Annotated in this window: 17 protein-coding genes and 1 pseudogene; 6 read left to right on the top strand and 12 right to left on the bottom strand. The window is 45.5% G+C overall.

The window, feature by feature from the left end; translation table 11 throughout:
- Window positions 1-21: 21 nt before the first annotated feature.
- Complete coding sequence (locus QUA83_RS15070; protein WP_333293932.1) at window positions 22-771, bottom strand: amino acid ABC transporter ATP-binding protein; 750 nt, start codon at window positions 769-771, stop codon at window positions 22-24.
- Window positions 737-2,200 carry an ABC transporter substrate-binding protein/permease gene (locus QUA83_RS15065; protein WP_333293931.1) on the bottom strand — a complete coding sequence of 488 codons (1,464 nt, stop codon included), beginning with the start codon at window positions 2,198-2,200 and terminating at the stop codon, window positions 737-739. The genes QUA83_RS15070 and QUA83_RS15065 overlap by 35 nt, the downstream gene beginning before the upstream one ends.
- Before the next feature lie 389 nt (window positions 2,201-2,589).
- Between QUA83_RS15065 and QUA83_RS15060 the strand changes: the two are divergent.
- Window positions 2,590-2,721 (top strand): annotated as a pseudogene (locus QUA83_RS15060) (GMP synthase (glutamine-hydrolyzing)); the annotation flags it as partial.
- Window positions 2,722-2,817: 96 nt separating this feature from the next.
- Here the strand turns inward: QUA83_RS15060 and QUA83_RS15055 are convergent.
- Window positions 2,818-3,351, bottom strand: a complete 534-nt coding sequence (locus tag QUA83_RS15055; protein ID WP_333293930.1) for a DUF2726 domain-containing protein — start codon at window positions 3,349-3,351, stop codon at window positions 2,818-2,820.
- A gap of 21 nt (window positions 3,352-3,372) precedes the next feature.
- Window positions 3,373-3,645 carry a hypothetical protein gene (locus QUA83_RS15050; RefSeq protein ID WP_333293929.1) on the bottom strand — a complete coding sequence of 91 codons (273 nt, stop codon included), beginning with the start codon at window positions 3,643-3,645 and terminating at the stop codon, window positions 3,373-3,375.
- A 349-nt stretch (window positions 3,646-3,994) separates the two neighbouring features.
- Between QUA83_RS15050 and QUA83_RS15045 the strand changes: the two genes are divergently transcribed.
- Both QUA83_RS15045 and QUA83_RS15040 read left to right on the top strand, forming a co-directional pair.
- Window positions 3,995-7,879 carry an NACHT C-terminal alpha/beta 1 domain-containing protein gene (locus QUA83_RS15045; RefSeq protein ID WP_333293928.1) on the top strand — a complete coding sequence of 1,295 codons (3,885 nt, stop codon included), beginning with the start codon at window positions 3,995-3,997 and terminating at the stop codon, window positions 7,877-7,879.
- Window positions 7,849-7,989, top strand: a complete 141-nt coding sequence (locus QUA83_RS15040) for a hypothetical protein (protein ID WP_333293927.1) — start codon at window positions 7,849-7,851, stop codon at window positions 7,987-7,989. Before QUA83_RS15045 ends, QUA83_RS15040 begins: the two co-directional genes overlap by 31 nt.
- Window positions 7,990-8,421: 432 nt before the next feature.
- Here the strand turns inward: QUA83_RS15040 and QUA83_RS15035 are convergent, their stop codons facing one another.
- Window positions 8,422-9,342 carry a cation diffusion facilitator family transporter gene (locus QUA83_RS15035; RefSeq protein WP_333293926.1) on the bottom strand — a complete coding sequence of 307 codons (921 nt, stop codon included), beginning with the start codon at window positions 9,340-9,342 and terminating at the stop codon, window positions 8,422-8,424.
- 241 nt (window positions 9,343-9,583) lie between these two features.
- Between QUA83_RS15035 and QUA83_RS15030 the strand changes: the two genes are divergently transcribed.
- The gene (locus QUA83_RS15030) at window positions 9,584-9,931 is read left to right on the top strand and encodes a hypothetical protein (protein WP_015174783.1); all 348 of its coding nucleotides are present in this window, start codon (window positions 9,584-9,586) and stop codon (window positions 9,929-9,931) included.
- 114 nt (window positions 9,932-10,045) lie between these two features.
- Here QUA83_RS15030 and QUA83_RS15025 read toward each other — a convergent pair whose 3' ends face one another.
- From QUA83_RS15025 to mtnA, 3 genes are read right to left on the bottom strand one after another with little or no spacing between them, the layout of a single operon-like run.
- Window positions 10,046-10,903, bottom strand: a complete 858-nt coding sequence (locus QUA83_RS15025) for a rhodanese-like domain-containing protein (RefSeq protein ID WP_333293925.1) — start codon at window positions 10,901-10,903, stop codon at window positions 10,046-10,048.
- Between the two features lie 3 nt (window positions 10,904-10,906).
- Complete coding sequence (locus QUA83_RS15020) at window positions 10,907-11,392, bottom strand: type IV pilin-like G/H family protein (RefSeq protein WP_333293924.1); 486 nt, start codon at window positions 11,390-11,392, stop codon at window positions 10,907-10,909.
- Between the two features lie 37 nt (window positions 11,393-11,429).
- On the bottom strand, window positions 11,430-12,491 hold the full coding sequence (mtnA, locus tag QUA83_RS15015) for an S-methyl-5-thioribose-1-phosphate isomerase (RefSeq protein WP_333293922.1): 1,062 nt from the start codon (window positions 12,489-12,491) through the stop codon (window positions 11,430-11,432).
- A gap of 38 nt (window positions 12,492-12,529) precedes the next feature.
- On the opposite strand from mtnA, the gene QUA83_RS15010 reads away from it, so the two are divergent.
- Window positions 12,530-12,673: a hypothetical protein gene (locus QUA83_RS15010; protein ID WP_333293920.1), complete on the top strand. Its 144-nt coding sequence runs from the start codon at window positions 12,530-12,532 to the stop codon at window positions 12,671-12,673.
- 350 nt (window positions 12,674-13,023) lie between these two features.
- On the top strand, window positions 13,024-18,177 hold the full coding sequence (locus QUA83_RS15005) for an SdrD B-like domain-containing protein (RefSeq protein ID WP_333293919.1): 5,154 nt from the start codon (window positions 13,024-13,026) through the stop codon (window positions 18,175-18,177).
- A 561-nt stretch (window positions 18,178-18,738) separates the two neighbouring features.
- Here the strand turns inward: QUA83_RS15005 and QUA83_RS15000 are convergent.
- From QUA83_RS15000 to QUA83_RS14985, 4 genes are all read right to left on the bottom strand, one after another.
- Window positions 18,739-19,896 (bottom strand): matrixin family metalloprotease, encoded by a 1,158-nt coding sequence (locus tag QUA83_RS15000; RefSeq protein WP_333293918.1) that lies wholly within the window; start codon window positions 19,894-19,896, stop codon window positions 18,739-18,741.
- Window positions 19,897-20,509: 613 nt separating this feature from the next.
- Window positions 20,510-21,271: a hypothetical protein gene (locus tag QUA83_RS14995; RefSeq protein WP_333293917.1), complete on the bottom strand. Its 762-nt coding sequence runs from the start codon at window positions 21,269-21,271 to the stop codon at window positions 20,510-20,512.
- A 42-nt stretch (window positions 21,272-21,313) separates the two neighbouring features.
- On the bottom strand, window positions 21,314-22,675 hold the full coding sequence (locus QUA83_RS14990; protein WP_333293916.1) for a cytochrome 450: 1,362 nt from the start codon (window positions 22,673-22,675) through the stop codon (window positions 21,314-21,316).
- A gap of 325 nt (window positions 22,676-23,000) precedes the next feature.
- On the bottom strand, window positions 23,001-26,975 hold a 3,975-nt coding region (locus QUA83_RS14985; protein ID WP_333293914.1), incomplete at its 5' end, for a S8 family serine peptidase.

The raw sequence follows: 26,975 nt of genomic DNA, 5'->3' as shown, positions 1-26,975 counted from the left end.
GATTGGGGATGCGATATCAGATTAAAGCATTTTTTCCAGAAATTGCTTGGCGCGATCGCACTTCGGGTTGCTAAAAAACTCCTGCGGCGGCACATCTTCCGCCACCTTTCCGCCATCGAGAAACAATATCCGGTGGGCGACTTCCCGCGCAAAACCCATTTCGTGAGTTACAATTGCCATTGTAATTCCCGTTTTGGTCAAAGCTTTCATCACATCTAACACTTCTTTAACCATTTCTGGATCAAGTGCAGAAGTCGGTTCGTCCATCAGCAAAATTTCCGGTTCCATAGCCAAACAGCGGGCGATCGCCACCCGCTGTTTTTGTCCCCCCGAAAGCTTAGAAGGATAAACCTCTGCCTTATCTGACAAACCCACTTTTTCCAGCAATTCTAACCCCTTCAGACGCGCCTCATCCTTAGCAATTTGCTTCACCTTTACAGGCGCATACATCACATTTTGCAGCACAGTCATGTGCGGGAACAAGTGGAAATGCTGAAAAACCATCCCTACTTTCTGGCGGATTTTCATAATATCTGCCTTCGGCAAAGTAATATCCACTCCGTCAATGTATATGTGTCCCGAAGTCGGAACTTCCAGTAAATTCAAACACCGCAAAAAAGTAGACTTGCCGCACCCCGAAGGGCCGATAATGGCAATCACTTCTCCTTTATGAATCTCAGTAGTTATCTCGCGCAAAACCTTAAGATTGCCAAAAGATTTATACAGGCGATCGACCTTAACTGCTAGTTTGGAGTCTGCGTTCGAGTACATTGGCCCCCCAAGTTAAACTAAGCACCATCAAATAATAAATTGCGCCGACAAATATCAAAGGTTCAAAGTAAATATACTTTTCTGCTCCCACAATTGTAGCGCGGCGCAGCAAGTCTTCTACGCCAATTACTGAAACTAAAGCTGAATCCTTCAGCAAAGCAATACTTTCATTCACCAATGCAGGCAAAATATTTTTCAAGGCTTGCGGCAAGATAATATCGCCCATCATCAGTTTGTAGGGAACGCCAAGGGATTCTGCGGCTTCTTTTTGACCTTTATCTACGGCTTGAATTCCCGCGCGGATTGTTTCGGAAATATAAGCCCCAGAATTCAGGAAAAAAGTAATCACGCCAGCTTGCAGCGCCGATATATTATAGCCCGTAAGCTGGGGCGTTGCAAAATAAACTAAAGTCAACTGCAAAATTAGCGGCGTTCCGCGAAAAATTGAGGTGTAAGCAGTGGCAAACCAGAACAGCGGTTTAATGCTAGAAATCTTAAAAAGAGACAGCACGATTCCCCAGATAAATCCGAGAAATGCCGACAGCAAGGTAAAAGTTAGCGTTACCCAAATCCCGGACAAAATATAAGGCAAACTCGGCAAGATTTTGCCAAAATCTAACCCGAACTTAGAGGCTACCGCAGGCTGATTTGCTTGAGCAGGTTCTTGCGGAATTGGCCGAGAAAACCACTTAGTAGCTAGTTCCTTAATTTGACCGCTGGCTTTCATTTGCTGGAGGACTCGGTTGAATTCTGGAACTAATCTTGAACCTTTCGGAAAGGCGATCGCCGAACCGCTTTCTTCAGTATTGGGAATTGTGTTAAATTCCAAGTCCGGGTTCGCTGCTGCATAACCCGTAGCGACAGTATCCTCGATCACTCCTGCCGCGATGCGGTTCGATTTAATTTCTTGAATGATGTCAGGAATTCTATTGAGAGCAGCCAGTTGCACACCGGGCATTTTTTTCACAGCTTCCTGCTGAATGCTTCCGAGTTGAACGCCTACTTTTTTGCCGGCTAAATCTTCAGCTTTGGTCAAATTGCTGCCTTTATTGGCGACAATTGTATTTTGAGCTTCGTAGTAAAGGTCAGAAAAATCAACATTTTTTTTCCTTTCTGCGGTGGGAGTCATTCCAGCCATCACAAAATCGGCTCTGCCCGCCTGCAAAGCGGGAATTAAGCCGTTAAAATCCATGCCCACTACTTTCAGTTCGTAGCCCAATTTTTTAGTAATATATTTGGCAATATCGATGTCAAAACCGATAATTTCGTTGCCGCTAACAGCCGTATCTTTAAATTCATAGGGCGGGTAGTCTGGGGAAGTCGCGAGTGTTAAAGTCTTGTTCGCTTGGGCGTAGCTGGCGATCGCAATTAAACAAAGGGCGATCGCGATCGCCGCCGCCAGCATTGATTTTAATTTTAAACGTTTCATATCGAACATTGTCCTAAAACATCCCCTCGCCCAGAAAACATACCACAAATCGGAATCAAGTCACCCTTGTAAAGGAAGATATATTCCTGGACGCACGGGTTTCCAGAAACCGGGTTTGATGGACAAACAAACTGCATAATTAGCCTTTAACAAGGGTAAAAAACTCGGTTATAAAGGTATTAATGCGCCCAGGGCTAAAGATAGATAATTGTGCCACTAACTTATATTTAAAAAATGTCCGCAATGCACAGTTTTTAACATTTTAGAAAGTAAAGCTTGTCCGCAAAACTCCCACCCATGTTGTACCGTTGTCCTAGTTGCGATCGGTATTTGTAATCATCCAGCATATTCCATTTGTGGGACACGGTATTCAGTAGATCAGGGCAAAAGCTGATTGGGCGCGGGTTCCTTACGATTTGTGGGAACCGATCTCGAATCGGATTGTGAATGAGGTTAAGGGGGTGAACCGGGTGGTTTACGATATTACTTCTAAGCCGCCGGGAAAGATCGAGTGGGAGTAATACCATTGTCGATTATTGATTTTCGATTTGGATAGATGCCGTCTGTAAGTCCTGTGTTAATTACAGGACTTACACAGAAAAATTATAGTCTAAGAGTCAACTGTCAACTGTCAACTGTGTTGAATAGTGTTGCAAAAATGCTTCCAGTTCTGTTCGTCCTTGTTGGGTAATTGAGTTGTAGAATACTTCTTTTTGTTCATTGGGAGTGTAGAAACGATAGAAGCGTCGATCTCGATCGATTGGTCGCAGGTATACTAAGGGAACGCCAACAGATGCAAGGAGTTCGGCTTTTGTGCGATCGCGCTCCTGCACCTCTGGGCGATCGTGCCAATGAGATTGACATTCTATCACGAGTTTGGCTTTGCGACTAGCACAACAGCCGCGTTCCATCAAGGCGATATCGACTCTGGAACTCACCCAAAATTTCCAAAGTTCAATGGGAAGACGGGTGAAAGTTTCTCGACGAGAACAGATGATTTCTAGGGGAACTTGGGGACAGTAACGGAAGCGATCGCCTAAAATAATCTCTAGAATATCGATAGCGATCGTTTCTAACTCGTTGATGATTTCTCCGCTTTGGAATTGGGGAAATGAAGACAAAGAATTGTCACAGTCAAAGGCGTATAGCATGAGTTTTATCTCCGATTAGGGTTAGTGGGAATTAAGGGGGTTGTAGACGACTGTCCAAGCGTTTGCACCAAGAGCGGTGGCAGTCCAAGCGCCCTTCTCGTAAGGTTTGCCTTCTTTCCGAGCGCGGTAGAGAGTTGTGGTGGATACCTCCAACAGTTGTGCGGCTCTATGGGTTGTGCAGGATTGCTCTATTACAGTTGGTTGGGATTGGAGTTTTACCCTTCTCTTTTTGTTAAGGGAGTCGAGGGGAGTAGGTGGCTCGTCTGGGAAAAGGCTGAGTTGAAAGGCTGTCATAAGCTGAACCTTTGAGTGTTAATGATTCAAGCCTATTGGGGTCAACTGGATTTCTCCAGAGCAAAACGGTTCAGAAAAAAGTGAACTGATCTGAACTGGTCAAGAAACTTGATGCTGACTATGCTAGGGATAGTTTTGATTGAGATTTGGCGCCTGTGCTGTTGTCCCGCCGTGGACTCAAGTCCACGGCTAATAGCGAAAGTCCACTTAAGTGGACTGAAGAGCGCTTTTTAGGCTCAGCATTTAGTCCTCTTTTAGAGGACTTTCGCTATTAGCCAGGGGTTTAAACCCCTGGCGGGCTATGCAACTGATGCAAAATTCTCAATTTCATCCACTCTAGTTGTTAGGAATGAGTCAAACTATGGCATCTCGCAGTGTTCGGATTGATGGCGCAGGTTTGGATAAAGTTCGTCAACGGATGGCTGAACTGGAGAAGCCACAAAATCCAGACAAACGGGGCTGGTCTCAAGAAAATCTTGAAGAACAAGCTCATGTGAGTCTCAGTACCATAAAACGCTTTCTTGAAGGTACGCCACGCGATCGCAGTAAAGTCATCTTAATTCTTAAAGCATTAGGATTTGAACCCATAAAATTTATTGCCGAACATGACTCAAACTTGCAGAATTCCGAGCTAGAGCCACAGCCAAACATTGCCATTGATTGGCAGCGAGTTTGCCAAGAAATGTTACACGAGCAGCAAGAGGAGCAACGCTTTAGACGGAGAGCGACAGAAATGGGATTTGAAATCAATGTTTTTGTACCACTAGGATTAATCGAACGCAAACAGCAGCAGCGTCGCAGTGGCAATGTGCCTATGGAACTGTTGCATCAATTAGAACCGGAAGTCGTTACCCGAATTTACGAACATGATGAATTCATGACTGACGTTATTGAACAAAACCCTACTGGAAAAAATCAGCATATTGCTATTGTGGGCGAACCCGGAGCAGGAAAGACAACGCTGTTAGATAAAATCGCCACTCACATTCAGGAAAATAATCGAGACTTGCCGATTTGTATTGCGCTGGCAAGTTTGCAAGGAAAGACACTGAAAGACTATATCCTTCAGGAATGGTTACTGGAAGCTATGGCTCTGGTTTACCCTGATATTGATGTAGAGAAGTCTCACAAAACATCTCTACAGAAACGGTTGCGTCACGGTGGGGTGTGGCTGTTACTCGATGGTGTTGATGAAATGGCTGTAGGGGCGAATAGTTGTTTGTCCTTAGAGGAAATCAGAAACCAGCTTACTGATTGGTTGGGTAATGTGCGGGTTGTTTTGACCTGTCGAACCAATGTTTGGGATGCCCGTCTCAACAATCCCCTCACAGGCTTTGATACTTACAAAACTCAGGAGTTTAAACAAGAGCAAGTAGATGATTTTATTCAGCAGTGGTTTGCTGAAGCAAAAAATATTCAACGGGGACAGGAGTTACAAAAAAAGCTGCAAGAACCGCAAAAAGAACGCATCCTCCTACTCGTAAAGAATCCGCTTCGCTTATCTCTACTGTGTCAAATATTCAGCAAAAATAAGCAAGTCGAATTACCAGAAACTAAAGCAGAACTATATCAACACTTTGTCGGCTATTTCTATGAGTGGAAACCATCCCAAACGGTTATTGATTGGGCTAATCAACCAGGTTTGCGAGAAGAATTACATCAAGCCCTCGGTCGTTTGTCTATAGCAGGATTGGATAGCGATACTCGATTTCGCTTGCCGCTGAGTTTAATTGAAAAAGAAATGGGCGATAGGCTGTTTAAATTAGCCTGGGATCTCGGTTGGCTGAATTTGGTAGATCGAGAAGCTGCAACAGATGAACCTGTTTACGCATTCTTTCATCCTACATTCCAGGAATATTTTGCATCTTTAGTAATTGATAATTGTCAATTTTTCATGGATCGTTATCGAATCTTTGAAACCCAATGGCTAGAAGTAGCTATATTATGGTTAGAAATTTTCCAAATTTCAGCACTGCTAAAGAAAGAATTGATCGACACAATAACGAATCTTAAGGAAGACAAATGGAAAAATCTGTATCGGCTTAAGCTTCTACCATTAAATATAGTTTACTCGTGTCAATCTGGCGACATACATTTTATTAGTGAATGGGTGTATTTGTTTTGCTCGTATAAAAATCTACAAATACAACAATACAAATTAATGTTTCCTGGTTATGAGGAATTCATCATAGAATCGTTAAAATATTACGCTCCCAAAGAAGCCTGTGATATTATAAATGAAGTCATCAATAATACAGATTTAGAAATATACGAACTATCTAAGCTTTTGGAAGTTTTATTTAAAATCAACCCGCAGTATGAATGCTTAAAAGTATTAATCCCTAAATTATTAAAAGATGATAATGAGGGACGTGCCATCAAAGTAGCAACAATAGCTTTAAAAAATGATAATTTTAAGCAAGTTGCCGTTGATTTTTTAGTTAATGCTTTATTGAACGAAGATGAGCAATACGAATTACAAAATATTTCACTTATTAATATTTTAATTGATTCTAAGATTTTGGACAAAGTGGTTATTGGTAAGTTAATATCATTTTTAAATAGTCAAAATCCTACGATTCAAGGGCTAGCTATTTCACATTTAGACAAACTAAGCGTAAATGATAACGCTTTAGTTAACAATCAAAAAGTATTGGATGCTTTGATTAATTTCATAAATCTAAATCGAGACAATCAAATAGGTATCTTTTCTGCTGTTAGTATAATCAAGAGACTTGATGTTGATATTTCAAAACTCAACAGAACAATCATTGATTTGTTAGATAATTCACAAAATCCTGTTATTATTATGTCTTTATTGGACTATTTAAAGACACAAGGTTTTATAGGGGAAATGATTAATAAGTTAATCCAATTAATTGCCAATGAAGAAGACACATATCAATCTATAGCTTATGCTCAAATGTTAGTAATGGAAAGCTTGAGCTATCCAAAAATTTTCGAGAAACCGTCAATTATTAAAAAATTGATTTCTTTGGTTGAAGTAAAAATCGACTTTGACTATGTTTTAATACAAATTTTTTCTCAAACTACAACAATGTATGAGCGTTTTAAAATAGTAGGCTCCCAGAGTAGCAAAGATAAGACATTCATTGATTTTATAAGTTTAGTTATAGAAAACTATATGAATGAAAATACAACCGACGATTTAAATTCAACCACAAGTAACGACACAGAAAATATAGAAGCTTATTTCATGGAGCAACAAGAGAAACAATATGTTGAATTTGTTTCACTAATTAGCAATCCAGAAAAACTAAACATTACAAATTTGACGCAAAATCCTTTTACTATGAAATTATCTACTTGCGAAAAAATTGCGATCGCCCAAATTAAACAAACTAATTTTGAAGTCATAGATAAAATAATTGAAATTATCCAAACTAATAAAGATAGCATATTGCGCTATATGTGTATTGAAATCTTACTCAAAATTGAAACATTATTAAAACAATCGATTGTTGAAAAATTAGTAAACTTAATCGTCAATTTAAAAGACCCTGAAATTCAATGCTCTGTTGCCACAGGATTAAAACAAATTACTCACAAAGCACAACTAAAAAGGTTAGTTTTTGGTCTAAAGGATTATGTAGAAGATGCAGTTGCTAAGTCAGACCCTTATTTATATATAATTGCTTATTCAGTGCTGTGGCATTGTGCTAATCACTTGAGTTATAAGGAATTTTATGACGCTTGTTGTGTTCAACCATCCTGTACTGACTTAGAGGCACTTGAAAACATCTCTATTGCTAACTCTTCTACTCCTCAACTCCTCAACAAAGTTGAGCAATCTTCAGTTCTTCAGTCTGCGGTTTCCCATAATGAAGAACTCAATCGAGCAGTACAACTGATTTGTATTGATGGTAGCGAATTTAACCCTCCAGATAATCCTGCCACTGATATCTACATCCAAATGGTAGAGCAAGGTTGTCCAGAACGACAAGAAGGAATACCCACAACTATGCCACTGCTCAAAGCCTATTGGCGACTGAATTTGAGAAACCTAGAAAAACGAGTTGCTTTGGTGTTCTACAACTCTAAAATCGATCGCGAATTCAGCGAACCTTTTCTAACTGCACTGAGTGCTTTTGGAGGCACGATCGCAATCATCACCGATCGACCATGCGACAATGTAAAACGCATTTCTCCTAACCATCCGAATCTCATCGATGCAGTTTTGAAATGGCTGAATCGATCGATTTTGGAGGCTTGAATTTTGATTTGGGCAGAAGGCGATCGCTTTTTCACCAACTCAGGCGCGATCGCACTCACACCCCCAAATCCAACTGGATCGAAACATTTCTTCATGTGTCTCTGAATTAAGAGAATCGTCGGCTAAAACAGAGTAGGAGAATTTCCGCTACGATCGAGAGTAGATAGGCTAGCACCAGATAAAATAAAGTAAAAATTCCATCCGCACTACCCGTTGAGATGGCTGCGAGCTCTCGGTTCAAAAGTGGAGATTTTGCTACCTTGGCATTTGCGGGGGGAAATGGCTACAGAAATTCAAAATACTTGGAATTTATACAAATAGAAAGACAGAAATCGACGACAGCCGATCGATCTATTGTGGAAAACTTGCCCTTTTCTGTGGAAAAACCCCCTTTTCCTGTGGAAAACTGCAACTAAATTAAGTGCGATCGCTCTAACCCGATTGATAGCATTTAAAAAATTGGAGGAATTGCGGTAAGTAAAAATACTTTCCCGATTCTTCAATTAATCCGTGTATCCGTGTCAAAATCACTGGTTGTGCCTTCATTCTTCAGAATCGTAGCTAATGTGGTCGGACTTGTAAGCTGGTGGCTCAACGTGAATTAAGATGCGTACAGGGCTGAAACGTTCTTCCAAACGGGCTTCTACTTCTTCTGTAATCCGGTGAGCTGTTTCTACATCAACAGCATCCACAATCATGTGCATATCAATAAATACTTGACGCCCTACAAGGCCACGGGAGGCGATCGAGTGACAGTTAACAACCCCCGGCACCTCCATTGCGATCGCGTGAATAACCTCCGGTGCGATCGCCATTTCATCCACCAACCAAGGCAGATTTTCCCTTAAAACCTTCCAACCGCTGCTAAATACCAAAACAGCCACAGGAAAAGACAAAAACACATCCAGGAATTGCAGTTGAGGTATGTTTAAAACATCTCCTTGCCAAACACCGATCAACCCGCCGATGACCATAATTGTCACCCAAACATCGCTCATCGTGTGCTGAGCGTCAGCCACTAAAATCGCGCTACCGAGACGTTGGCCAACTCTGCGTTCGTAAAAAGTGACAAAAATATTAATCCCCAGTACAATCAGCAAAATCCACAATTCATTGGGGGATATTTTGACAACTGTGCCACCTTTGAGCAACCTTTCGACAGCACCGCTGAGAATTTCAAAACAGGCAATTCCCAGAAAAGCAGCAATTCCCAGAGCTCCGAGAGCATCAAATTTTTGGTGTCCGTAGGGATGATCGCGATCGGGCTGCGGATTGGCATAATGATTAGTTACCAATCCTAAAATATTATTAGCGCTGTCAGTGACGCTGTGCAAAGCATCTGCCAGCAAACTGAGGGAACCAGTCAGCCATCCCACGGCTGCTTTAATTCCCATCACCAGCAAATTTAGCAATAAGGTAATTATTAAAACCTTGCGGACTTCGGAACGGTTATCGGCAACCATAAAATCTCCTCGCTCGGCCGTCAAGTTTTCTGGCTTCTAGTTTAAAGCTTATCAAGTCATAAAAGGTTAAAAGTATTGCTGAATCTAGCTTGCGACTAGATTTATATTCATTAATTTAGCCTAGCTTCTTGAGACAAATTTTAATTAATACCAGTTTCGCAGTCCAATTGAGCTGGAATGTACTTCTTTTGGGTTACTATATTTTTTATCATTAACAATAGTATGTTAAATTTCATTGCCCATGTCTCTTTCTCCGCTGACACTGAATTTAGTCGAAGGTTCTGTCTCCTTTAGCTTTTCCCCGCAAGCCGCGCGGGATTTGCAAAGCGAAATTGCAGCTTTGATGGAAAGCTTGAAAGCTGTAGCAGCCAAAACCGCTGGCGCTAAAGCTTCTCCCCAAAAACCGATGGAATATCGGTATGCAGGAGATGTATTTTTGGAAGTTTTCTGCAACCCGAATATCTGGCCAACTCCTTTTGCTGCGAAAGTGCTGATTACGGTTAGGGACGATCGCGTGCGCGTCACCACCGAAGCCGAACTCAGCCGCCTGCGCGACGATCTCGCTCAGTATATCGAACAAGTCGGTTGAGATTCTCAACCTGAAACGCTCTTGTTTTAGATTCCCAACTTCTTGAAGAAGAACAGGCTTTCCTGCCTGTTCCACAAAGAGTTAATTTTATTTTGGGGAGTAGGGGTTGGGCTTCTAGCCGGCCCCTGAAAGGCTTATTGAAAGGGGATAGCTATCTGCCGGCGACGCCGACCATTCCCACATTGAACCTGCATAATTTTTAGCATTAAATCCCACATTTGTCAACACACAAGTCAACCATGCAGACCGAATTCCCCCACTACAATAACTCACAATTTGAGTTGACAGCGAAACTCCTTTTTGCTGCAAAATAGCGACAATTTCCCCGCGTTCCAGCAGTTGTCCATGTTTGTCCATTAACTGTTTGTAATACAGGTGAACCGCACCGGGAATGTGGCCGCCCCGCTTTTCTCCGTAAGGCGTTTTACCTGCATATTCTCGCGGCTCTCTGGCGTCAATAATGACTAAATTCTCATCTCCTAAAATAGCTTTCAATTCATCCCGCTGAATTTCCCAATTCGAGCGGCGAGATATTACAAAATCTCCTGTTTTCGGGGGATTGTTTGCAGCTTGTACTCGATTAATTCCAGCTTTGAGTAAAGCCCGATATCCTCCATCGACAAAAACTGCTTTTTCGTGTCCCAAAGTCCGCAACATCCAAACAATTCGCCCGTCTTCGCCCCACCCTTTCACCGAATCGGCAACGACTATGACAGGTTTGTGTTGACAAATGCCAATTGCTTGCAGTTTTTGAGTTAAAACTGTGTTATTTTCGATAATTTTTCCCTTGTGAGGAAAGTCGGAACGCGAAAATTCCTGCCAAGTTACGGGAATAGCTGGTGGGAGACGGCAAAACCACTTTAAAATGGGTGCGCGAGCATCTAGTAAAGTAGCTTCTTGTTCCAGCAATTGCTTAGCTAAATCTGCATTAACTATCCAGTTATTTGCTAAATTACCCAGTAAATTAGACATAATTTATTGAGTAACTTTGGCTGTATTAGCACCGCAGGCTAAAACCCCTTTGGTATTAGTTGGATTAGCTGGTTTAGTCTTGCCAGGAGCAGCATTTATACACAAGATGGTTTGGGTCTTGTTTCCCACCAAAAAGACTCCCCCCACAAAACTTTTGAAATTAGCTTGCTTCGATACTCCGTAGTTAAATACAGCACCTTTTTTCACCATGCCGATCGAGTAGCTATAATTGGCTGCGTCAGGTTTAACTTGGAGACCGAGATAAACCAATAGATTGGAAACAGAACTTGTAAAGCCTGCTTTTTCAGCATAGTAAAGTTGCTGAGCTTTATTCATCGAACCCACAAATTTTTTCGCTTGTGATTCCTTAGCTTTAAGCGTTTGTGACACTTGAGCTTCCGAGACTGGACTGAAAACAACTGGCAGAGTTAGAACTGCGATCGCAACTTTGAGCGGCCAGTTGCTGCTATAAATCCTGCTTAATTTCACAGAGACCCGGTGGAATGAGCAGTTGAAAAACATATAATTAAACTAATTGTTTTGCCTGAAACTGTTGCAACGCCCAAGGAGCAACCGTGCCGTGTTCAGTAATAATTCCTGAGATTAATTCCGCCGGAGTTACGTCAAAAGCAGGATTGTAAAATTCGACTCCCACAGGACAAATCCGCGTAGTTCCAACTTGATACATTTCAACTGGATCGCGTTCTTCAATGGGGATTTTGCTGCCGTCGGAAAGTTCAAAATCTATGGTAGATAGAGGCGCGGCGACAAAAAACGGGACGTTGTGAGCTTTGGCAACAATTGCTAAACTGTAAGTGCCAATTTTATTGGCGGCATCGCCATTAGCAGCGATTCTATCTGCACCGACAACTACTGCGTGAATCATGCCGAGTTTCATGCAGTGAGCGGCCATATTGTCTGCTATTAAGGTGACAGGAATTCCTTCTTGCACGCATTCCCAAGTGGTCAGTTTAGCACCTTGGAGACGGGGCCGAGTTTCGTCTGCAAAAACTCTTCCGAGTCTTCCTTCTCGCCAAGCAGAACGAAATACACCTAAAGCAGTACCGTAGCCTGCTGTTGCTAATGCACCGGCATTGCAGTGAGTTAGTAAGTTCAATTTTTCGGGTGTAGCGGGCAGAACTTCTAAACCTTTGTCGCCGATATCTTTACAAGTTTGCAAGTCTTCTGCTTGAATGGTTTTGGCCATTTCTAACAAAGTTTTTTGCACTTGTTCGACAGAACCGCTAGTTCTCTCGGCAGTTTTGAGCATTCGCGATATTGCCCAAAACAAATTAACCGCAGTGGGACGAGTCGATCGCAATAACTCACCAACTTGTTCTAATTTAGTTAAAAACTCGGTGCGATCGCCCGTTTCAATTTCTCGCGCCCCCAAATACATCCCGTAAGCTGCTGCTACCCCGATCGCCGGAGCACCACGGACTATCATAGTTTTAATCGCCTCAGCCATATCTTCGCAGCGGCTAATTTCGACTACACCGTATTCTTTCGGCAGCCGGTTTTGGTCAATTAGCAGAACTCGGTCTTCCATCCAAGTGACGGGGGAAACGGGGGAGTTTGGAGCGGTCATCTATTTCAATTATGTGAGGGACAAGTTTCTATGATGCCATGAAGGCGACTATTCCTCTATGTTATGAGGGACACGCGGAATTTGCCAAAATCCCAGCCCTGCGGTTTGAGATTCGAGACTGGAGATTTGAGATTGAAGAATGGCTGGATACCAACCACTCTCTGGGTTTGGAATTTGCGTAGAGTTCGATTCTTTTTCACAAAAGTGTACTTAGTAAAAAACCGTACATTAAGTTGTGTAAATTATACTTACGTTATTTGAAAAATTTCCGTAATCGGGAACAAGCTAGCTGTACCTGGGGTCTGGTTTTTTTAAGTTGAGAATGAAAAAGTGCGATCGAGCAACTTTTCAGCTCCAACAGATTTACAAGAAGAACAAAAATAGATAATTGTAAAGCTTTGTCTGTACAACTTTTAATGAGTTGAAGGCGGGTTTTGTGGTAGCCGTATTTGTGGTGGATTGAAGTAGCGACTATCATCGCGCGGAAACAACATTTTGAAAACCTACTTAGGTGCATGGAGCAACAGTAATTATGAAAAACCTACACATAGTCTTCGTAGATTCAGCAGTTGAAGATTGGCAAAGTCTAGCGGTTGGTGTTAAAGCGGGGATGGAGGTAATTTTAGTCGATCGCTCCCGGGACGGCATCGAACAAATTGCCGAAGCACTGCAGAGCCACAAAGGTATAGAAAGCGTTCACATTATTTCTCACGGGGAATCTGGAAGTTTGCAGCTAGGGCCAACTATCCTGAATTCCGACAATTTAGAAACATATAGCGACTGTTTGAAACAGTGGTTTTCGTCATCTGTCAACTCAATTAAAAATCGATTTGAAATTCTGCTATACGGATGTAACGTAGCAGCAGGTGAAAAAGGAGAGGCTTTTGTACAAAAGCTGAGCAAGTTAACAAAAGCTAATATTGCTGCTTCTTCAGATATTACAGGGAGTGCCAAAAAAGGCGGAAACTGGGTACTTGAATATGCTACTGGAGCGATTAAAACAGGATTGGCGATCGAGCCGGAGGTAATGGCAAGTTACGCGCATACCTTGGCGATATTCACTGTTACTAATACCAACGATGCTGGGCCTGGTTCGCTGCGACAAGCGATTACGGATGCGAATGCAGCGGCCGCACCACCGCACAATATTAACTTTGCCATTCCGGGTGCTGGCGTGCAGACGATCGCACCCCTCTCGATCTTGCCAAATATTAGCGTTCCCATAATCATCAACGGCACTAGCCAACCGGGGTTCGCCGGCACCCCGCTGATCGAGATCAATGGAGCCAATACAGTTGGTATCAGCGGTTTTCGTGTCTTGGCTGGTGGCAGCACCTTACGCGGATTGATCATTAACCGCTTCGGCAACACCGGCATTTCCCTCGAAAGCAATGGCAACACCGTAGCGGGCAACTACATCGGTATCAACAGCGCCGGCACAGCAGCCTCGCCCAACGCCTTATTTGGCGTGGCGGTTCAGAATGGTGGTAGCAATAATATTATTGGGGGGATTGCACCGGGCGATCGCAACGTCATTTCTGGGAATACAGCCGACGGTATCGTCATCGTCGGCGGTAGTGGGGGCAACCAAGTGCTGGGCAACTACGTCGGCACCAACGCTGCAGGCACCGCCGCCTTGCCCAACGCCAGTGGAGTTACCATCGTCGGCGTACCGAACAACACTGTTAGCGGAAATGTCATTTCCGGCAACAGCAATAGCGGTACGGTCATTCTCAATCCCGGTGCCACGAACAACATTCTGACAGGCAACTTCATCGGCACTAATTTTGACGGCACCCTCCCTGTCCCTAACACTGCTTTCGGCGTAGCCATCCAGGGAGGTGCAACCAACAATATCATTGGCGGAACGACCCCAGCGGCCCGCAACATTATTTCCGGCAACGGTAACGGTGTCGCCCTTGTTGACCCCACCACTGTCGCCAACTCCTTGTTCGGCAACTTCATCGGCGTCGGGGCCAACGGTACGACTCCGCTGCCCAATACTACTGGGGTATTAATTAACCTCGCAAACAATAATGCGATCGGCGGTACGGCAGCAGGTCAAGGAAATACGATCGCCAGCAACCTCGGTTCGGGAGTAAATATCATCGCCGGTACCGGTAACAGCATCCAAAACAACTCGATCTTTGCCAACGCCGGCATCGGCATCGACCTCGGCAACGACGGCATCACCGCCAACGATGCGGGCGACGCCGACACCGGTGCAAACAACCTCCAAAACACCCCCGTACTAACCACCGCTACCGCCAGCGCTGGCAGCGTCACCGTTGCGGGAACTTACAACAGCACTCCCAGTACCACGTTCACCCTCCAATTTTTCGCCAACACTCCCCCCGGAACCCAAGGCCAAACCTTCATCGCTTCTATCCCGGTAACGACTGACGCCGCCGGCAACGCTGCCTTCAATCAAACTTTCCCAGCAGCAGTCACCGAAGGTCAATTAATCACCGCGACAGCAACCGACGCCGCCGGCAACACTTCTGAGTTTTCGGCACAGCCTGTTCCGGTTGTCGTACCGCTGAGTACCATTACTGGTATAAAATTTAACGACATTGATGGCAACGGCACTCAAACCGCCGGAGAACTCGGTGTTCCGGGAGTTACGATTTTCCTCGACACGAACAACGACGGTATTCTCGATGCCGGCGAAACTCCCACAACTACCGGGGCTGACGGCAGTTTCACTTTCGGCAACTTGCCCGCAGGCACTTACAACGTTCGGGAAGTTGTACCGGCAGGAACCCAAACGACTACTGACAATCCGGTTTCAGTGACGCTGGCAGCAGGCCAAACTACTCCTGCTACGGTGAATTTTGGCAACCAAGCAATACCCGCTGTACTCGGCAGCATTACTGGTATAAAATTCAACGACATTGATGGCAACGGCACTCAAGCAGCCGGAGAACTCGGTGTCCCCGGAGTCACTGTTTTTCTCGACACGAACAACGACGGCATTCTCGATGCCGGCGAAACTCCCACAACTACCGGGGCTGACGGCAGTTTCACTTTCGGCAACTTGCCTGCGGGCACTTACAACGTTCGGGAAGTTGTACCCGCAGGAACCCAAACGACTACTGACAATCCGGTTTCAGTGACGCTGGCAGCAGGCCAAACTACTCCTGCTACGGTGAATTTTGGCAACCAAGCAATACCCGCTGTACTCGGCAGCATTACTGGTATAAAATTCAACGACATTGATGGCAACGGCACTCAAGCAGCCGGAGAACTCGGTGTCCCCGGAGTCACTGTTTTTCTCGACACGAACAACGACGGCATTCTCGATGCCGGCGAAACTCCCACAACTACCGGGGCTGACGGCAGTTTCACTTTCGGCAACTTGCCTGCGGGCACTTACAACGTTCGGGAAGTTGTGCCAGTTGGCAGTCGGCAAACTACTCAAAACCCGCCACCAGTGATTTTGACAGCAGGTCAAACTACTCCTGCTACCGTTAATTTCGGCAACCAAACAATACCCACTGTACTAGGCAGCATCACCGGGATTACATTTAACGACATTGATGGCAACGGCACTCAAACAGCCGGAGAACTTGGTGTTTCCGGATTTAGGATTTTCCTTGACACCAATAACAACAACAATCTAGATACAGATGAAACTTCCGTTAACACCGGGGCTGAGGGCAGTTTCACTTTCCCCAACTTGCCTGCAGGTACTTACAGCGTCCAGGAACTTGTACCGGCGGACATTGCGCCAACTACTCCAAACCCGGTTTCGGTGACTCTGGCAGCAGGTCAAACTACTCCTGCTACAGTTAATTTTGGCAATCGATCGACGTTTCCTCCCCCTCCCCCTCCAACTCCGACATCGCCTCTCCCTCCAACTCCGACTCCGACTCCGCCTCTGCCTCCCACTCCGGTCCAGCAAGGCAGCATCAGCGGTCTTAAATTCAACGACGGCAACGGCAACGCTACTCAGGATGCGGAGGAAACTGGTCTTTCGGGATGGCAAATTTTCCTCGATGCTAACGGGAACAACTCTTTAGATGAGGGCGAAACTACTGTTACCACTGACAATTCTGGTAATTACAGCTTCAACAACCTCAATCCCGGCACCTACAATGTGCGGGAAGTCCAGCAGAATGGTTGGACGCAAACTACTGCTAATCCGGCGGCGGTTAATCTGGGTAGTGGCGAAAGTCGATCGAACCTTAATTTTGGCAATTTCCAAAATATTAGCATCTCCGGCAGCAAGTTTAATGACCTCAATAATAATGGGGTTTTGGATGCTCAAGAACCGCTATTACCCAACTGGCAAATATTCCTTGACGCTAACAGCAATAACTCTTTAGATGCTGGAGAAGTTAATACTTCTACTGATAGTTTGGGCAGCTACAGTTTCGCTAATTTAGGCCCGGGAACTTATCGAGTTCGGGAAGTTAATCAACCGGGTTGGACGCAAACTACTGCCAATCCTGCTGATATTATTGCTGTCAGCGGCACTAATGTTAGCAATATTAACTTTGGCAATTTCTTCGCCCAAGTCCAACCAACACCAACACCAACACCAACACCACCACCACCGCAAGAAGGACAAGATGCTGACTGCATTTGTTCGCAAATTGTTTTACCCAGCATTAGCAGTATTCGTGCTCCAAATTCTGTCACTAATAGCCGCAACGGTACTAACGGCAACGACACTATTCTCGCCACTAATAACGGTGACGAAATAAATGGTTTTGACGGCGATGATTTGTTGGCAGGATTACGGGGCAATGATAATATTTACGGTGGACTTAACAGTGCTTTCCCGGTTGGCCCAGATATAGACAGCGACTTGGTGTTTGGCAATGAGGGTAATGATTACCTCAATGGGGTTGCTGGAGATGATTTAATCTTTGCTGGCAAGAACGAGGATGTTGTTTACGGCGGCAAAGATGACGACATTATTTTCGGCGACCAAGAAAGCGATACTTTAATTGGCGACCAGGGTAAGGATACTATCTACGGGGGAACTATTAACCCCTTCGACCCGGATTTGACTGGCAACGATTTGGTGTTCGGTTTGGCGGGCGATGACTTCCTCAGTGGGGAGAAAAATCAAGATACGATCGCAGGTGGTGATGGTAATGATACAGTGCGTGCCGGCAAGGGCGATGACGTTGTTCTGGGAGAATTGGGCAGCAACCTGCTATTTGGCGATGAAGGGAGTGATACTATCTGTGGCGGCGACGGGGAAGATACAGTGTACGGGGATATTGGTAGCCCCCTCCCCATTGGTTCTACAGGCGGAAAAGACCAAATATGCGGCGGTTTGGGCAACGATTTGTTGTTTGGCAATGAAGGTCAGGATACCGTTAACGGGGAGACTGGGAACGATACTCTTTACGGCGGTAAGGATGAGGATAGTTTGCTTGGCAGTGCTGGGGACGATTTCTTGTTTGGAGATCAAGGGAATGATACTTTGATTGGAGGTACCGGGAACGATCGATTTATGTTGGGTATTGACCTCGGCAGCGAGACTATTTTAGATTTTCAATACGGTCTCGATTCCATCGGCTTAATGGGTGGTCTGGATTTCTCCCAACTAAGCATTGTGGCCGAGAATAGTTCTACCCTCATCCGAGTTACTGGTTCCGGGCAACTTTTGGCAACTCTCAGCAATGTGCCTGCAAGCGTGATTACTGCCACAGATTTTGCACTCCTGTAGTGCGATCGAGCTAATTAATTAGGTGAGAATATTGTAGGGACGATGGATTAAGAGACTGTTGGCAAATAAAAAAAGGGTGAAACCAAACATTTGACAGCAGATTCCACGTTATTTGTGAAGTACACCCCTGATCCATGAATCCCCCCCGTAGGGAAAAGGCAATGCCTTTTCCCTACTACTTTATGAACCTAGAATACGCTGTATAATCATGGCAAATAAACTCTGATGAGCCAGAAGTAATATCATTTTCGGTTACACAGCGCCGTGTCCTACCTGGGGATCATTTCACTTTTGCAACCAAGCTAGAAATTGGAGTTTTGAGGCAGGAGACAGGAGGCTCTCTGCCCCCCTAAGTCACCACAACCTGCTGTACCTCGTTTCAGACCCCAATCAGCCCAAACCCGCCTTCCTCGCGCACAACCTGCTGCTTGATGAGCAAATTACCCGCTTTTTATTGGGAGAAAAAAGACAAAATAGAAAATAGCTTGCCCCATATACCCTACGGGTGGCTATGCACTACTTTGAGAAATCGCTTTTCTCTCTAAAATTTTGCGGCAGCCCTCACCAAAGCATCACTGAGGCTTCACCACCAGAAAAGTTAGAGTACAAGCGGATTCTCAACACATACCGCCGACCTTGATAAAGCCGAACATTGATTTGTGCATTCAAGTCTGTGCCACTGTCGTCGTCACCAGCAACATATTTCAGGTCACCACTCTGATCCTCGAAAAGAACCATAACTGTATCTACTTTTCCGAAGGTTCCAATTGTATAGGTTCGGGTAGCAGAGGGTTTGATGGCAAAGTTTTTCTGTTCAGCAGGGGCGAGGGACAGAATCTCGGAATGGAAGGGTTTAAGTTCTGTATAACTCGAGTCATCAAGCGGGGGATAGAATAATCGTACCTGCAACACATCCTGCTCAGAAAGTCCGCCAGCAGGGTTTAATCCGTTTTGGTACTCCACAGGTTTCTCAATGAGTCCCGCTGCAAAAGCGTAATGCATGATTGAGTTGGGGTCCCACTTTGACCCCTCCACTTCTCCTACTGCAAGCTTTTGGAGCACATTATAAAAAGTTGTATCTCGGTCCCACTCGTTAGGAGGAGCACCGAAATATTTATAAACGGCTTCTTCGTCCCATACGATACCTGCAAACGGGTTTTGGTGCTCGTGAGGGAAACCTAAAGCGTGACCTATCTCGTGAACAGGGACATCTACCCCACGGGAATCAGCCCGAAGATCCCAGCCGAAGTTCATGGTTCGCTCGCCTTGTTTAGGAATATCGATCGTATCGCGGCCCAGATATGACCAGGCTCCATCCCCTTGCACAAAGCCGATTCGTATCTCTGCCTCGCTGATGTTGCGAACTTCCTCAAACTTGATACCAATCCCTACCTTCTTCCACACCTCAAACCCCTGCCGCACAATCTCCTTCTGTTCATTCCCGCCTGAATTGGGACCACTCTCAAAAAAGTAATAACGTAATTTTGTACCGTTAACCCACTTCTTCCCGAGTAACCGTATTAGACGAGCACGCTCCGGCGACACGCTCGGATCGAAAGTGCGTGGAGGAACCTTTGGCAAAGCACAAAAATGTTGTGCTTCTTTACCTGATTCTGCGCCACCTGAGCCAACTTTGATTCCGAGGTTAGCTTCAATTTGTTCGAGGCGTTTTAGTAATTGCTCAAGTTGATAAGAGTCGATTTGTGAAAGTTTAGTCATGACAAATTCCTCCAAAGTGAATACCTAGGGACTTTAAGTCCAAAGAACCAGCTATTTTGAGAATGTTTGTGTTCATCTACCTGAATCAAGTGAGATCACAGTAGATTCAGGAAAGAGAAACTGCAACCCTGTCAACAATGACCTAGATAAATGCGAGCTTTCGAGCTTGTGTAAACTGAATTAAATCCTTGTGAAACCCCGATTTTTTGTTATAATGATGAGTTTGGACGGAGAGATTTCCTACCCTCAATATCCCATGAGGAGATGGCGATCGCACTTTACAGAGAACTCGTGTTCCCAATTCTAGTTTCAAGCTTTACACTGTCAACGATCGACAGTCAGGACAGTTTTTAGATCCTAGCCGGAAACCGTTGATTTTCCGTTGGGATATCGATTGTGCAATCGCCCTGAAACCCTTATTCTACAGTTTCCAATCAAACACTATCCGAATTATTGATAGGAAGAATTGACAACAGCCTGCTAGAGCTTGCTTCATAGCCTTTATAGGCTAGCAAATAAAACTGTGTTAGTGGGGGTCGTCGGTTCAAATCCCGCCGCTTTGATCGACAAAACCCGCTTCGTTAGGCGGGTTTTGTAGTTTTTGTAAAGATTTTCACTCTTTGGCAACGATTAAACAATCACTCTCCACTTTAGACAGCATATCTGGAAACGCTGAGGTGTAGTTGCCATCTTTGTCTACAATCCTGCGGAGTGTATATCCGTTGTCAGGAGGGCTGCCGAAAAATGAGTTTCTGCGATACCAGATATCTCCATTCGGAGTGCTCGGATCTCGATCGATCAAAAAATCTACCAGCCACGGCGGTACAGACCATCCAAACACTATCGGCGTAATGTGTCCGTGCTGCAAAGTTGCATCAGAGAATCGGAACAAGTAGCTGAAGCGAGAAAATTTGACTAAATAAATTAACATCCGTCCCGCCATTGATGAATGAAATGTCCAGATAACAGGGTCAAAAACGCGCAGCAATAACGTCCTTTTGTCACCATTCCAGTCTGAACTGTACATCGTCAGACAATCGTCTGGTAAAACATTCCCGTCCATAAAAAAGATACCTTGCAGGACTTCAGGTAACTCCGTTGGATGTTCTACTTTCATCCAATTCGCAATGTCTTTTAGTTGCTTTTCTTCGATTAACATGGTATTGTCTATCCTCAAAATAGTTGTGTTTTGGTTTCCTATTAGATACCCCCTTGATTTCTGAGTCGATCGATCGGACTTCGTTTGTGTGGCGTGCGGTTTCAACTGAGACGTTGCACCATTGCCAATAAGTTTTTCAAGGGCGGGCGGGACACCCCACAAGAAACTTGATGTCTTGTGGAACAGGCATCTTGCCTGTTCTTGAGAATTGTGCAATATCTCAGTTTCAACCGCTGTCCGATCGAGCTTTTGGATTGATTACCGCCGCAAGTTAGGCTCAGAGGCTCGCCGCACTTTGCCTACTGTACTCACGACATCCACCAGCATCTTGAGTGCAACGTCTTTACCGGGGCAAATCCGTCCCGCACTCCGATCGCCCACGGAATGAAAGCCCATATGAAAAGGGCACAGATTCTCCCGCTTAGCGTTGAATTCGTATACCGTAGAGCCCCAGAAACTCTCGTCTAGCAGCCCCAAACTGAGCGGTATCAGTACCTTGGTTCCCGCAGGGAAGGTGCGCTCTTTGCCCGCTACCGTTGCGGTGAAAGGCTCTGTCGCGACTCGGTGCGTGGCGCTGACGGGGGCCCAGAGGCGGGCGCATTCTAGGAGGAACAGCTCGATCGACTGGCGATCGTCCAAATCGAGCCGATCCCAAAAATCAGTCGGGTTAATTTCGGCCGTCTGCTGTCCTTTATAGGCAGGGAGAGGGCGGTATCCCATTGCCGTGTAGCCTAGGTGCAGTGGCCCTTGCAGTCCCGCTATCCCCATAATCGATGTCATCAGCTTTGCCAATTCCCGCTTAGTCATGCCGTTGTTTTCCGAGCTCTCCTCGAAGTCGGCTAAGGCTGGGGAATTTTCATAGATAGTCGCTGCACGCTCGATTAGAGTGGACAAATCCCCGTGTCCAAACAGGTTCAGGCTTTGCAGCAGGTTGCCGATGACGGCGAAGTAGTGCAGCGGGCTTTGGCGCGTGTAATGCAATTCGGTGAGGAGTTCGATCGACTCTGAATCGTCTGGATTAATCCCAAAGATGACGTAGTGCAGATATCGGACTAAAAATCCCATCCAACCCCGCTTGACATCGGTAAAAAACGCTCCCCCCGCACCGTGGGACATCTCGGCATAATCTGCGGCTAGCCGATCAAGCAACCGTCGGGCGATTTCGTCTCCCTGGCGATCCGTTGTCGCACTGTTGAACAGATATTTCTGCATACAGCTTCGGAATGCTGCGTGGTTGCTGCTAACGTCAGTTTCGCGATCGGACAAAGACAGCAGGAAAAGGTTCCTACCGCCGACATCTTGGTTGGGGGCGCTATCGGGATCGAGTACAGAAGTACCAAGCCGCCATCCGCGCGCCTGGGGCGATGTGAGTGCTTTTTCCAGCGTGTCAAACTCTCCCATCACGACTTGCCCCGCGCAGCAAAAGTTCGCTCCGAAAGCCAGCCGTTTTATCTGCAAATAGGTGGGTTCGTTGGCAATCAAACCCTCAATCAGGGCGATCGGCGGTAACATCGTTTTGCTGAGACTTTCTTCCGGGTTTTGCAAAGCCCAAGCCTGAAACTCATTCAGTGCCGGGTTCATCAACGATGAGAAAATAGTATCTAAATTTAGGTTCATCATAATTCCTCCAAGAATCCCTCGCCATAACGCGCTTCGCATTTAGCAGCAAGAGGGTATTGAGCCGGTATTGAGCGGGTATTGAATCCCACTTAATTGTCCAAATCAGTAAGTATAACTATAGCCATCTTTATTTGTGAACACAGTGGCAATATAGATATAGTTTTACTGAATATGTCTGCGTCCTAGTCTAGCCTTGTCCCGGAGATTGAGTGGACTTTTTAACGATTGCTGGTAAGTATATCTACTTTCTGTATCTAAAGTATTATCCCCACTCTCTGAGAGCCGCACATAAACCGTAGTTATGTGCGACTACTTGCTATTAAATTTAGCCAACAAAATCGGCGACATTAATTAGAGTAGAGGATACCCCATTGAGAGCAGCTAAAATTTCTCCGTTTACTGAGGAACGGATGAAAGTTGTACTGTTTTCTTGAGTAAAGGACAGTTGGGAGAAAGTAAGATTGTTGCCTAGAGAAAGCAAATCTTTTCCGTCTTCAAAATCCAAGATAATATCGATATCCGAATTGGGAGATAGCAAGAAGCGATCGTTGCCATCACCTCCTGTCAAACTATCACTTCCCAAGCCGCCAGTCAGCAAATCATCACCGTTACCTCCCAGCAGAATATCGCTGCCATCCCCGCCGTTCAAAATGTCAGCACCGCGATTGCCAAACAAGGCATCATCACCGCTACTTCCGAGCAAAGTATCGCTACCTTTGCCGCCGAAAAGACTGTCATTTCCGAGGCCGCCGTCGAGGGAATCATTGCCCCTCATTCCCATCAAAACATTATTTTCGCCGTCGCCAGTCAGGATATCGTCGCCATTTGTACCGAGAATTGCATTGGGAGAATTGCTGCCCAAATCCGCGTCGCCGCTGACGATAGGAGTTGCAATCCCAGCAGGTAATGTCACAGCTTGAATTTTGCTATCTAAAGCAGCACCAGTATTGTCAGTAACTACCTGGGAAATTGTCTTAGTTCCCGCACCGACTGCTTTGAAGTCTTGAGTTGTTGCGCCCAAAGTTACTTGTTGGACGCGGGCTACTGCTTCAGGAATGGATGTTCCTGTTGGGTTGGAGACAGCCGAATCAATGCGCTGATTTGCTGTTGCCATTACAGTCGCAACTTGCGAGATAATTTGGGTGACTTGTTGACTGTTGAAATTCGAGTCAATTTGCTGAATTTGAGTTGCTGCTTGCTGAATTATTGGTTCTAAAGCTGCTGAAGAACTCAGGTTTAAAACTGTACCCGATTGAATTGAAGTCGTAATTGCACTGACAACAGCCTTGACAATATCGGTATTGGCTGCGCTGGAAGCACCGTCGATCAAAGCGCTAGTTTGAGTGATGAAGTTTTGGACTTTCACCATTTCTGCTAAGACTTGGACACCGCCCGGTACATTGTTGTTGGTGGCTTCTATGGGGTCGAAGCTAGTCAGGTCAAATTCAGCGGGAATCGCCAGAGCAGATTTGACCAGAGATTGTGCTGCTTCGGGTGCAACTCCTTTGTCGATTAAGTCGGCAACTAAGCTGGTTAAGAGAGTGACAACAGTAGAATCTGGTGGTGCGGTGACTGGCGTTTCTAGGGGCAAGCCGGTGGCGGTGTCCGTGCCTCCAGTAGCAACTAAATTACCTTCTGATGGGTCGATTTCGCCGTTTTTGTTGGTGTCGAAAGTCTCGAAGGAAATATTGAGATTATATTTACCGCTGGCATCGGTAATGGTGGATGGTTCGTTGGTATCTTTGATGCCGTTTTTGTTGGCGTCTAGGAAGACTGTCGCCCCAGAAATGTAACCGTCGATGACCCAGCCATCTCCTCTGTTCACTATGTGGATGATCTGGCTGGCACACGCACCATCAGGGTCTGTTGCTGTTAACTTAGCGTAGAAGTCTCCCCAGTTGCTTGGGGGAGTTCCGGTGAACTGGATGGTGTTTGCGGCAGAGTTAAACGACAATCCAAGCCAACTGCTGTTCGGATTGCTCTGTAATGAGCTGTCGTCAGTCAGGGTTAGCGTGTAGGTGAGTAGGTCGCCATCCGGGTCTGTGTAGACGTTAGGAACTACTTGATTGAGAGCAGTGTACGTACTGCCCAGGTGAATTTTCTCTTCTGGCGGCCGATTGCCGATAATAGCTTGGGCCAAAGCCATCACATCGACGCGCTTGTAATCAAAATTGGTATAATAGGTAACATTGTCGTCTTCGTCGTCGCCGTCATTGATGGTGACACCGGTTGCTTTCAAAAGATTGGCGAACTCGGTTGGTGTCAGTCGGCGGCCTAATTCTTGCTGTGCTAACTGTTGGGCTAACACTGCAATGCCCCCAATGTGGGCTGTAGCTTGACTGCTACCGTGATAAATGTTTATGGGAGCGCCAGAGGGGGTTGTGAACTCGCCAGGTAGGCCAGCCCCAGCCCCGGTGATGGGTGCCCCCGGAGCAAACACTGTGGTTAATGCCCCGTTACGCTGAGAAAATGGAGCTATGCGATCGGCAGCAGTGGTATTTGCGATCGCATCGCCAAAATAATCTCGATACTGAAAACTACCAATGTTGGAGTTATATACCGCGCTGACCGATAGAGAATTCGGATCGGCTGAAGGGTAGTTGACACCTGGAGGATTCTCGTACTGGTACTGGTAGTAACGGTTGCCGGATGAAGAGACAACAATGATATTCTTCGCCGCCAATTCTGCCAGTTCATCTCCAATTCCGTAGAGTGAAATAGCGCTGGAATAACTTTCACCGCTGCCGAATGCCATATTAACGCTGACAATGTTTTGAGCATCTGCATTTTCCAATACCCACTGCAAAGCTTGTTCTACAAACGGAAACTTATTAATTTCGTCTCCTACATTAGCTGGAGGATCCTTTCTCACCTTTAGGTCGATAATATTAGCCCCAGGTGCCATCCCTGTATAGGTTGGGTCTTGGGAGGCAATAATGCTAGCAATGTTCGATCCATGTCCGTCTTGGTCGCTTGCATCTGCGTCGCCGTCGGCAAAATCGTAGTTATAAACGATGCGATCGGCGATGCCGTTAGAGTCAGTATCAGGGCCAAAGAATTGGTGATCTAAGTTGATGCCAGTATCTAATATCGCTACAGAGAAACCGCTGCCGTCAATACCGGAAAAACGCGGTGCGGCGCGGAATTTGTCCAGATTGATCAGTTTACTGGATACACTTGCATCGCGCTTATGCTCGGGATAGGGGTCGTTGCCGCTGGCGTCAAAACCATAAGAATATGCTAGGTCATTGTTGTTGCCACCACTAAAACTAGAAAGCACTGAAGACAGAAAATTGTTTTCGGACGGGGAATAAAAGACATTGTTATTGCTGCTCCCCGAAGAGTTTTGGGTAGTTGCAACTGGCTGCAAAGCTGTGAATGCAGGGCCTTCATATCCTGTAGTTGTAACACCTGGAAGACGAGGTATAACCGACAAGTTTAAATTGTAGGGAGTTTCTACACTATTAACTGAAGAAACTCGCACATTGTAAGTGCCGTGTTCCAAAATGCGGTTAATTGACTTGGAGGCTGGGCCAGAATCTTGTGCAGTTGAAATGACATTTTGACTGCTGTCAAGCAATTCTATTTTGACATCTTGATTGACTCCACTGACTGACAAATTGAAGTCATTTTGAGCACCTAAAGTGAATTCGTAGTAATCGGGATCGTTACTACTCACTGCATCGGGGTAATTTCTGAAACTAGAAGCAGCATTGATTTCCTTGGCTGTACTTGCAGTGTTTGGAGCTAAGTCTATGGCTGGGATATTATTGGTAACAGCGACATCGGCTGCATTTAAGCCGTTATAATTGTTGTCCGTACTAACAGCAGGGGCAGTAACAATCGTGTAAGGTTTATTGCCGTCAGCAACATTGTCGTTAACACCCGTTACCGTCACCGTTTGCGCTGCATTCCAGTTACCAGAATTGAAAGTCAGCGAGGGTGTAGAAACTGTTCCTTCTGTTGTATTGGAACTTTCTAAATCTATTTTGACATCCGCAGTAGGTTGGCTGTTGAGTGTGACATCAAATGTTGCTGTTCCCCCTGATTCTGTCGTGATTAATCCACTTACAGGATTAACGGTAATTCCAGCAGGTGTTGGTGTTGGTGTTGGTGTTGGTGTTGGGGTTGGGGTTGGGGTTGGTGTTGGTGTTGGAGGTGTTGGAGGTGTTGGAGGTATTGGAGGTGTTGGGGTTGGAGGTGTTGGGGTTGGAGGTGTGGGAGTTGGAGGTGTGGGAGTTGGAGGTGTGGGAGTTGGAGGTGTGGGAGTTGGAGGTGTGGGAGTTGGAGGTGTGGGAGT

This window comes from Microcoleus sp. K1-B1 (assembly GCF_036704705.1).
Taxonomy (GTDB): Bacteria; Cyanobacteriota; Cyanobacteriia; order Cyanobacteriales; family Microcoleaceae; genus Microcoleus.
The sequence above is the reverse complement of the archived record's forward strand: the minus strand, read 5'-3'. Positions and strand labels throughout refer to the sequence as shown.

Bases quoted from the DNA above. Each gene is read 5' to 3' on its own strand.
- QUA83_RS15035 (WP_333293926.1), bottom strand. From the start codon at position 9,342: ATGGTTGCCGATAACCGTTCCGAAGTCCGCAAGGTTTTAATAATTACC.
- QUA83_RS15055 (WP_333293930.1), bottom strand. From the start codon at position 3,351: ATGCTATACGCCTTTGACTGTGACAATTCTTTGTCTTCATTTCCCCAA.
- QUA83_RS15070 (WP_333293932.1), bottom strand. From the start codon at position 771: ATGTACTCGAACGCAGACTCCAAACTAGCAGTTAAGGTCGATCGCCTG.
- QUA83_RS15065 (WP_333293931.1), bottom strand. From the start codon at position 2,200: ATGAAACGTTTAAAATTAAAATCAATGCTGGCGGCGGCGATCGCGATC.
- QUA83_RS15045 (WP_333293928.1), top strand. From the start codon at position 3,995: ATGAGTCAAACTATGGCATCTCGCAGTGTTCGGATTGATGGCGCAGGT.
- QUA83_RS15040 (WP_333293927.1), top strand. From the start codon at position 7,849: ATGGCTGAATCGATCGATTTTGGAGGCTTGAATTTTGATTTGGGCAGA.
- QUA83_RS15000 (WP_333293918.1), bottom strand. From the start codon at position 19,896: ATGACTAAACTTTCACAAATCGACTCTTATCAACTTGAGCAATTACTA.
- QUA83_RS15030 (WP_015174783.1), top strand. From the start codon at position 9,584: ATGTCTCTTTCTCCGCTGACACTGAATTTAGTCGAAGGTTCTGTCTCC.
- QUA83_RS14990 (WP_333293916.1), bottom strand. From the start codon at position 22,675: ATGATGAACCTAAATTTAGATACTATTTTCTCATCGTTGATGAACCCG.
- QUA83_RS15010 (WP_333293920.1), top strand. From the start codon at position 12,530: ATGAAGGCGACTATTCCTCTATGTTATGAGGGACACGCGGAATTTGCC.
- mtnA (WP_333293922.1), bottom strand. From the start codon at position 12,491: ATGACCGCTCCAAACTCCCCCGTTTCCCCCGTCACTTGGATGGAAGAC.
- QUA83_RS15025 (WP_333293925.1), bottom strand. From the start codon at position 10,903: ATGTCTAATTTACTGGGTAATTTAGCAAATAACTGGATAGTTAATGCA.
- QUA83_RS15005 (WP_333293919.1), top strand. From the start codon at position 13,024: ATGAAAAACCTACACATAGTCTTCGTAGATTCAGCAGTTGAAGATTGG.
- QUA83_RS15050 (WP_333293929.1), bottom strand. From the start codon at position 3,645: ATGACAGCCTTTCAACTCAGCCTTTTCCCAGACGAGCCACCTACTCCC.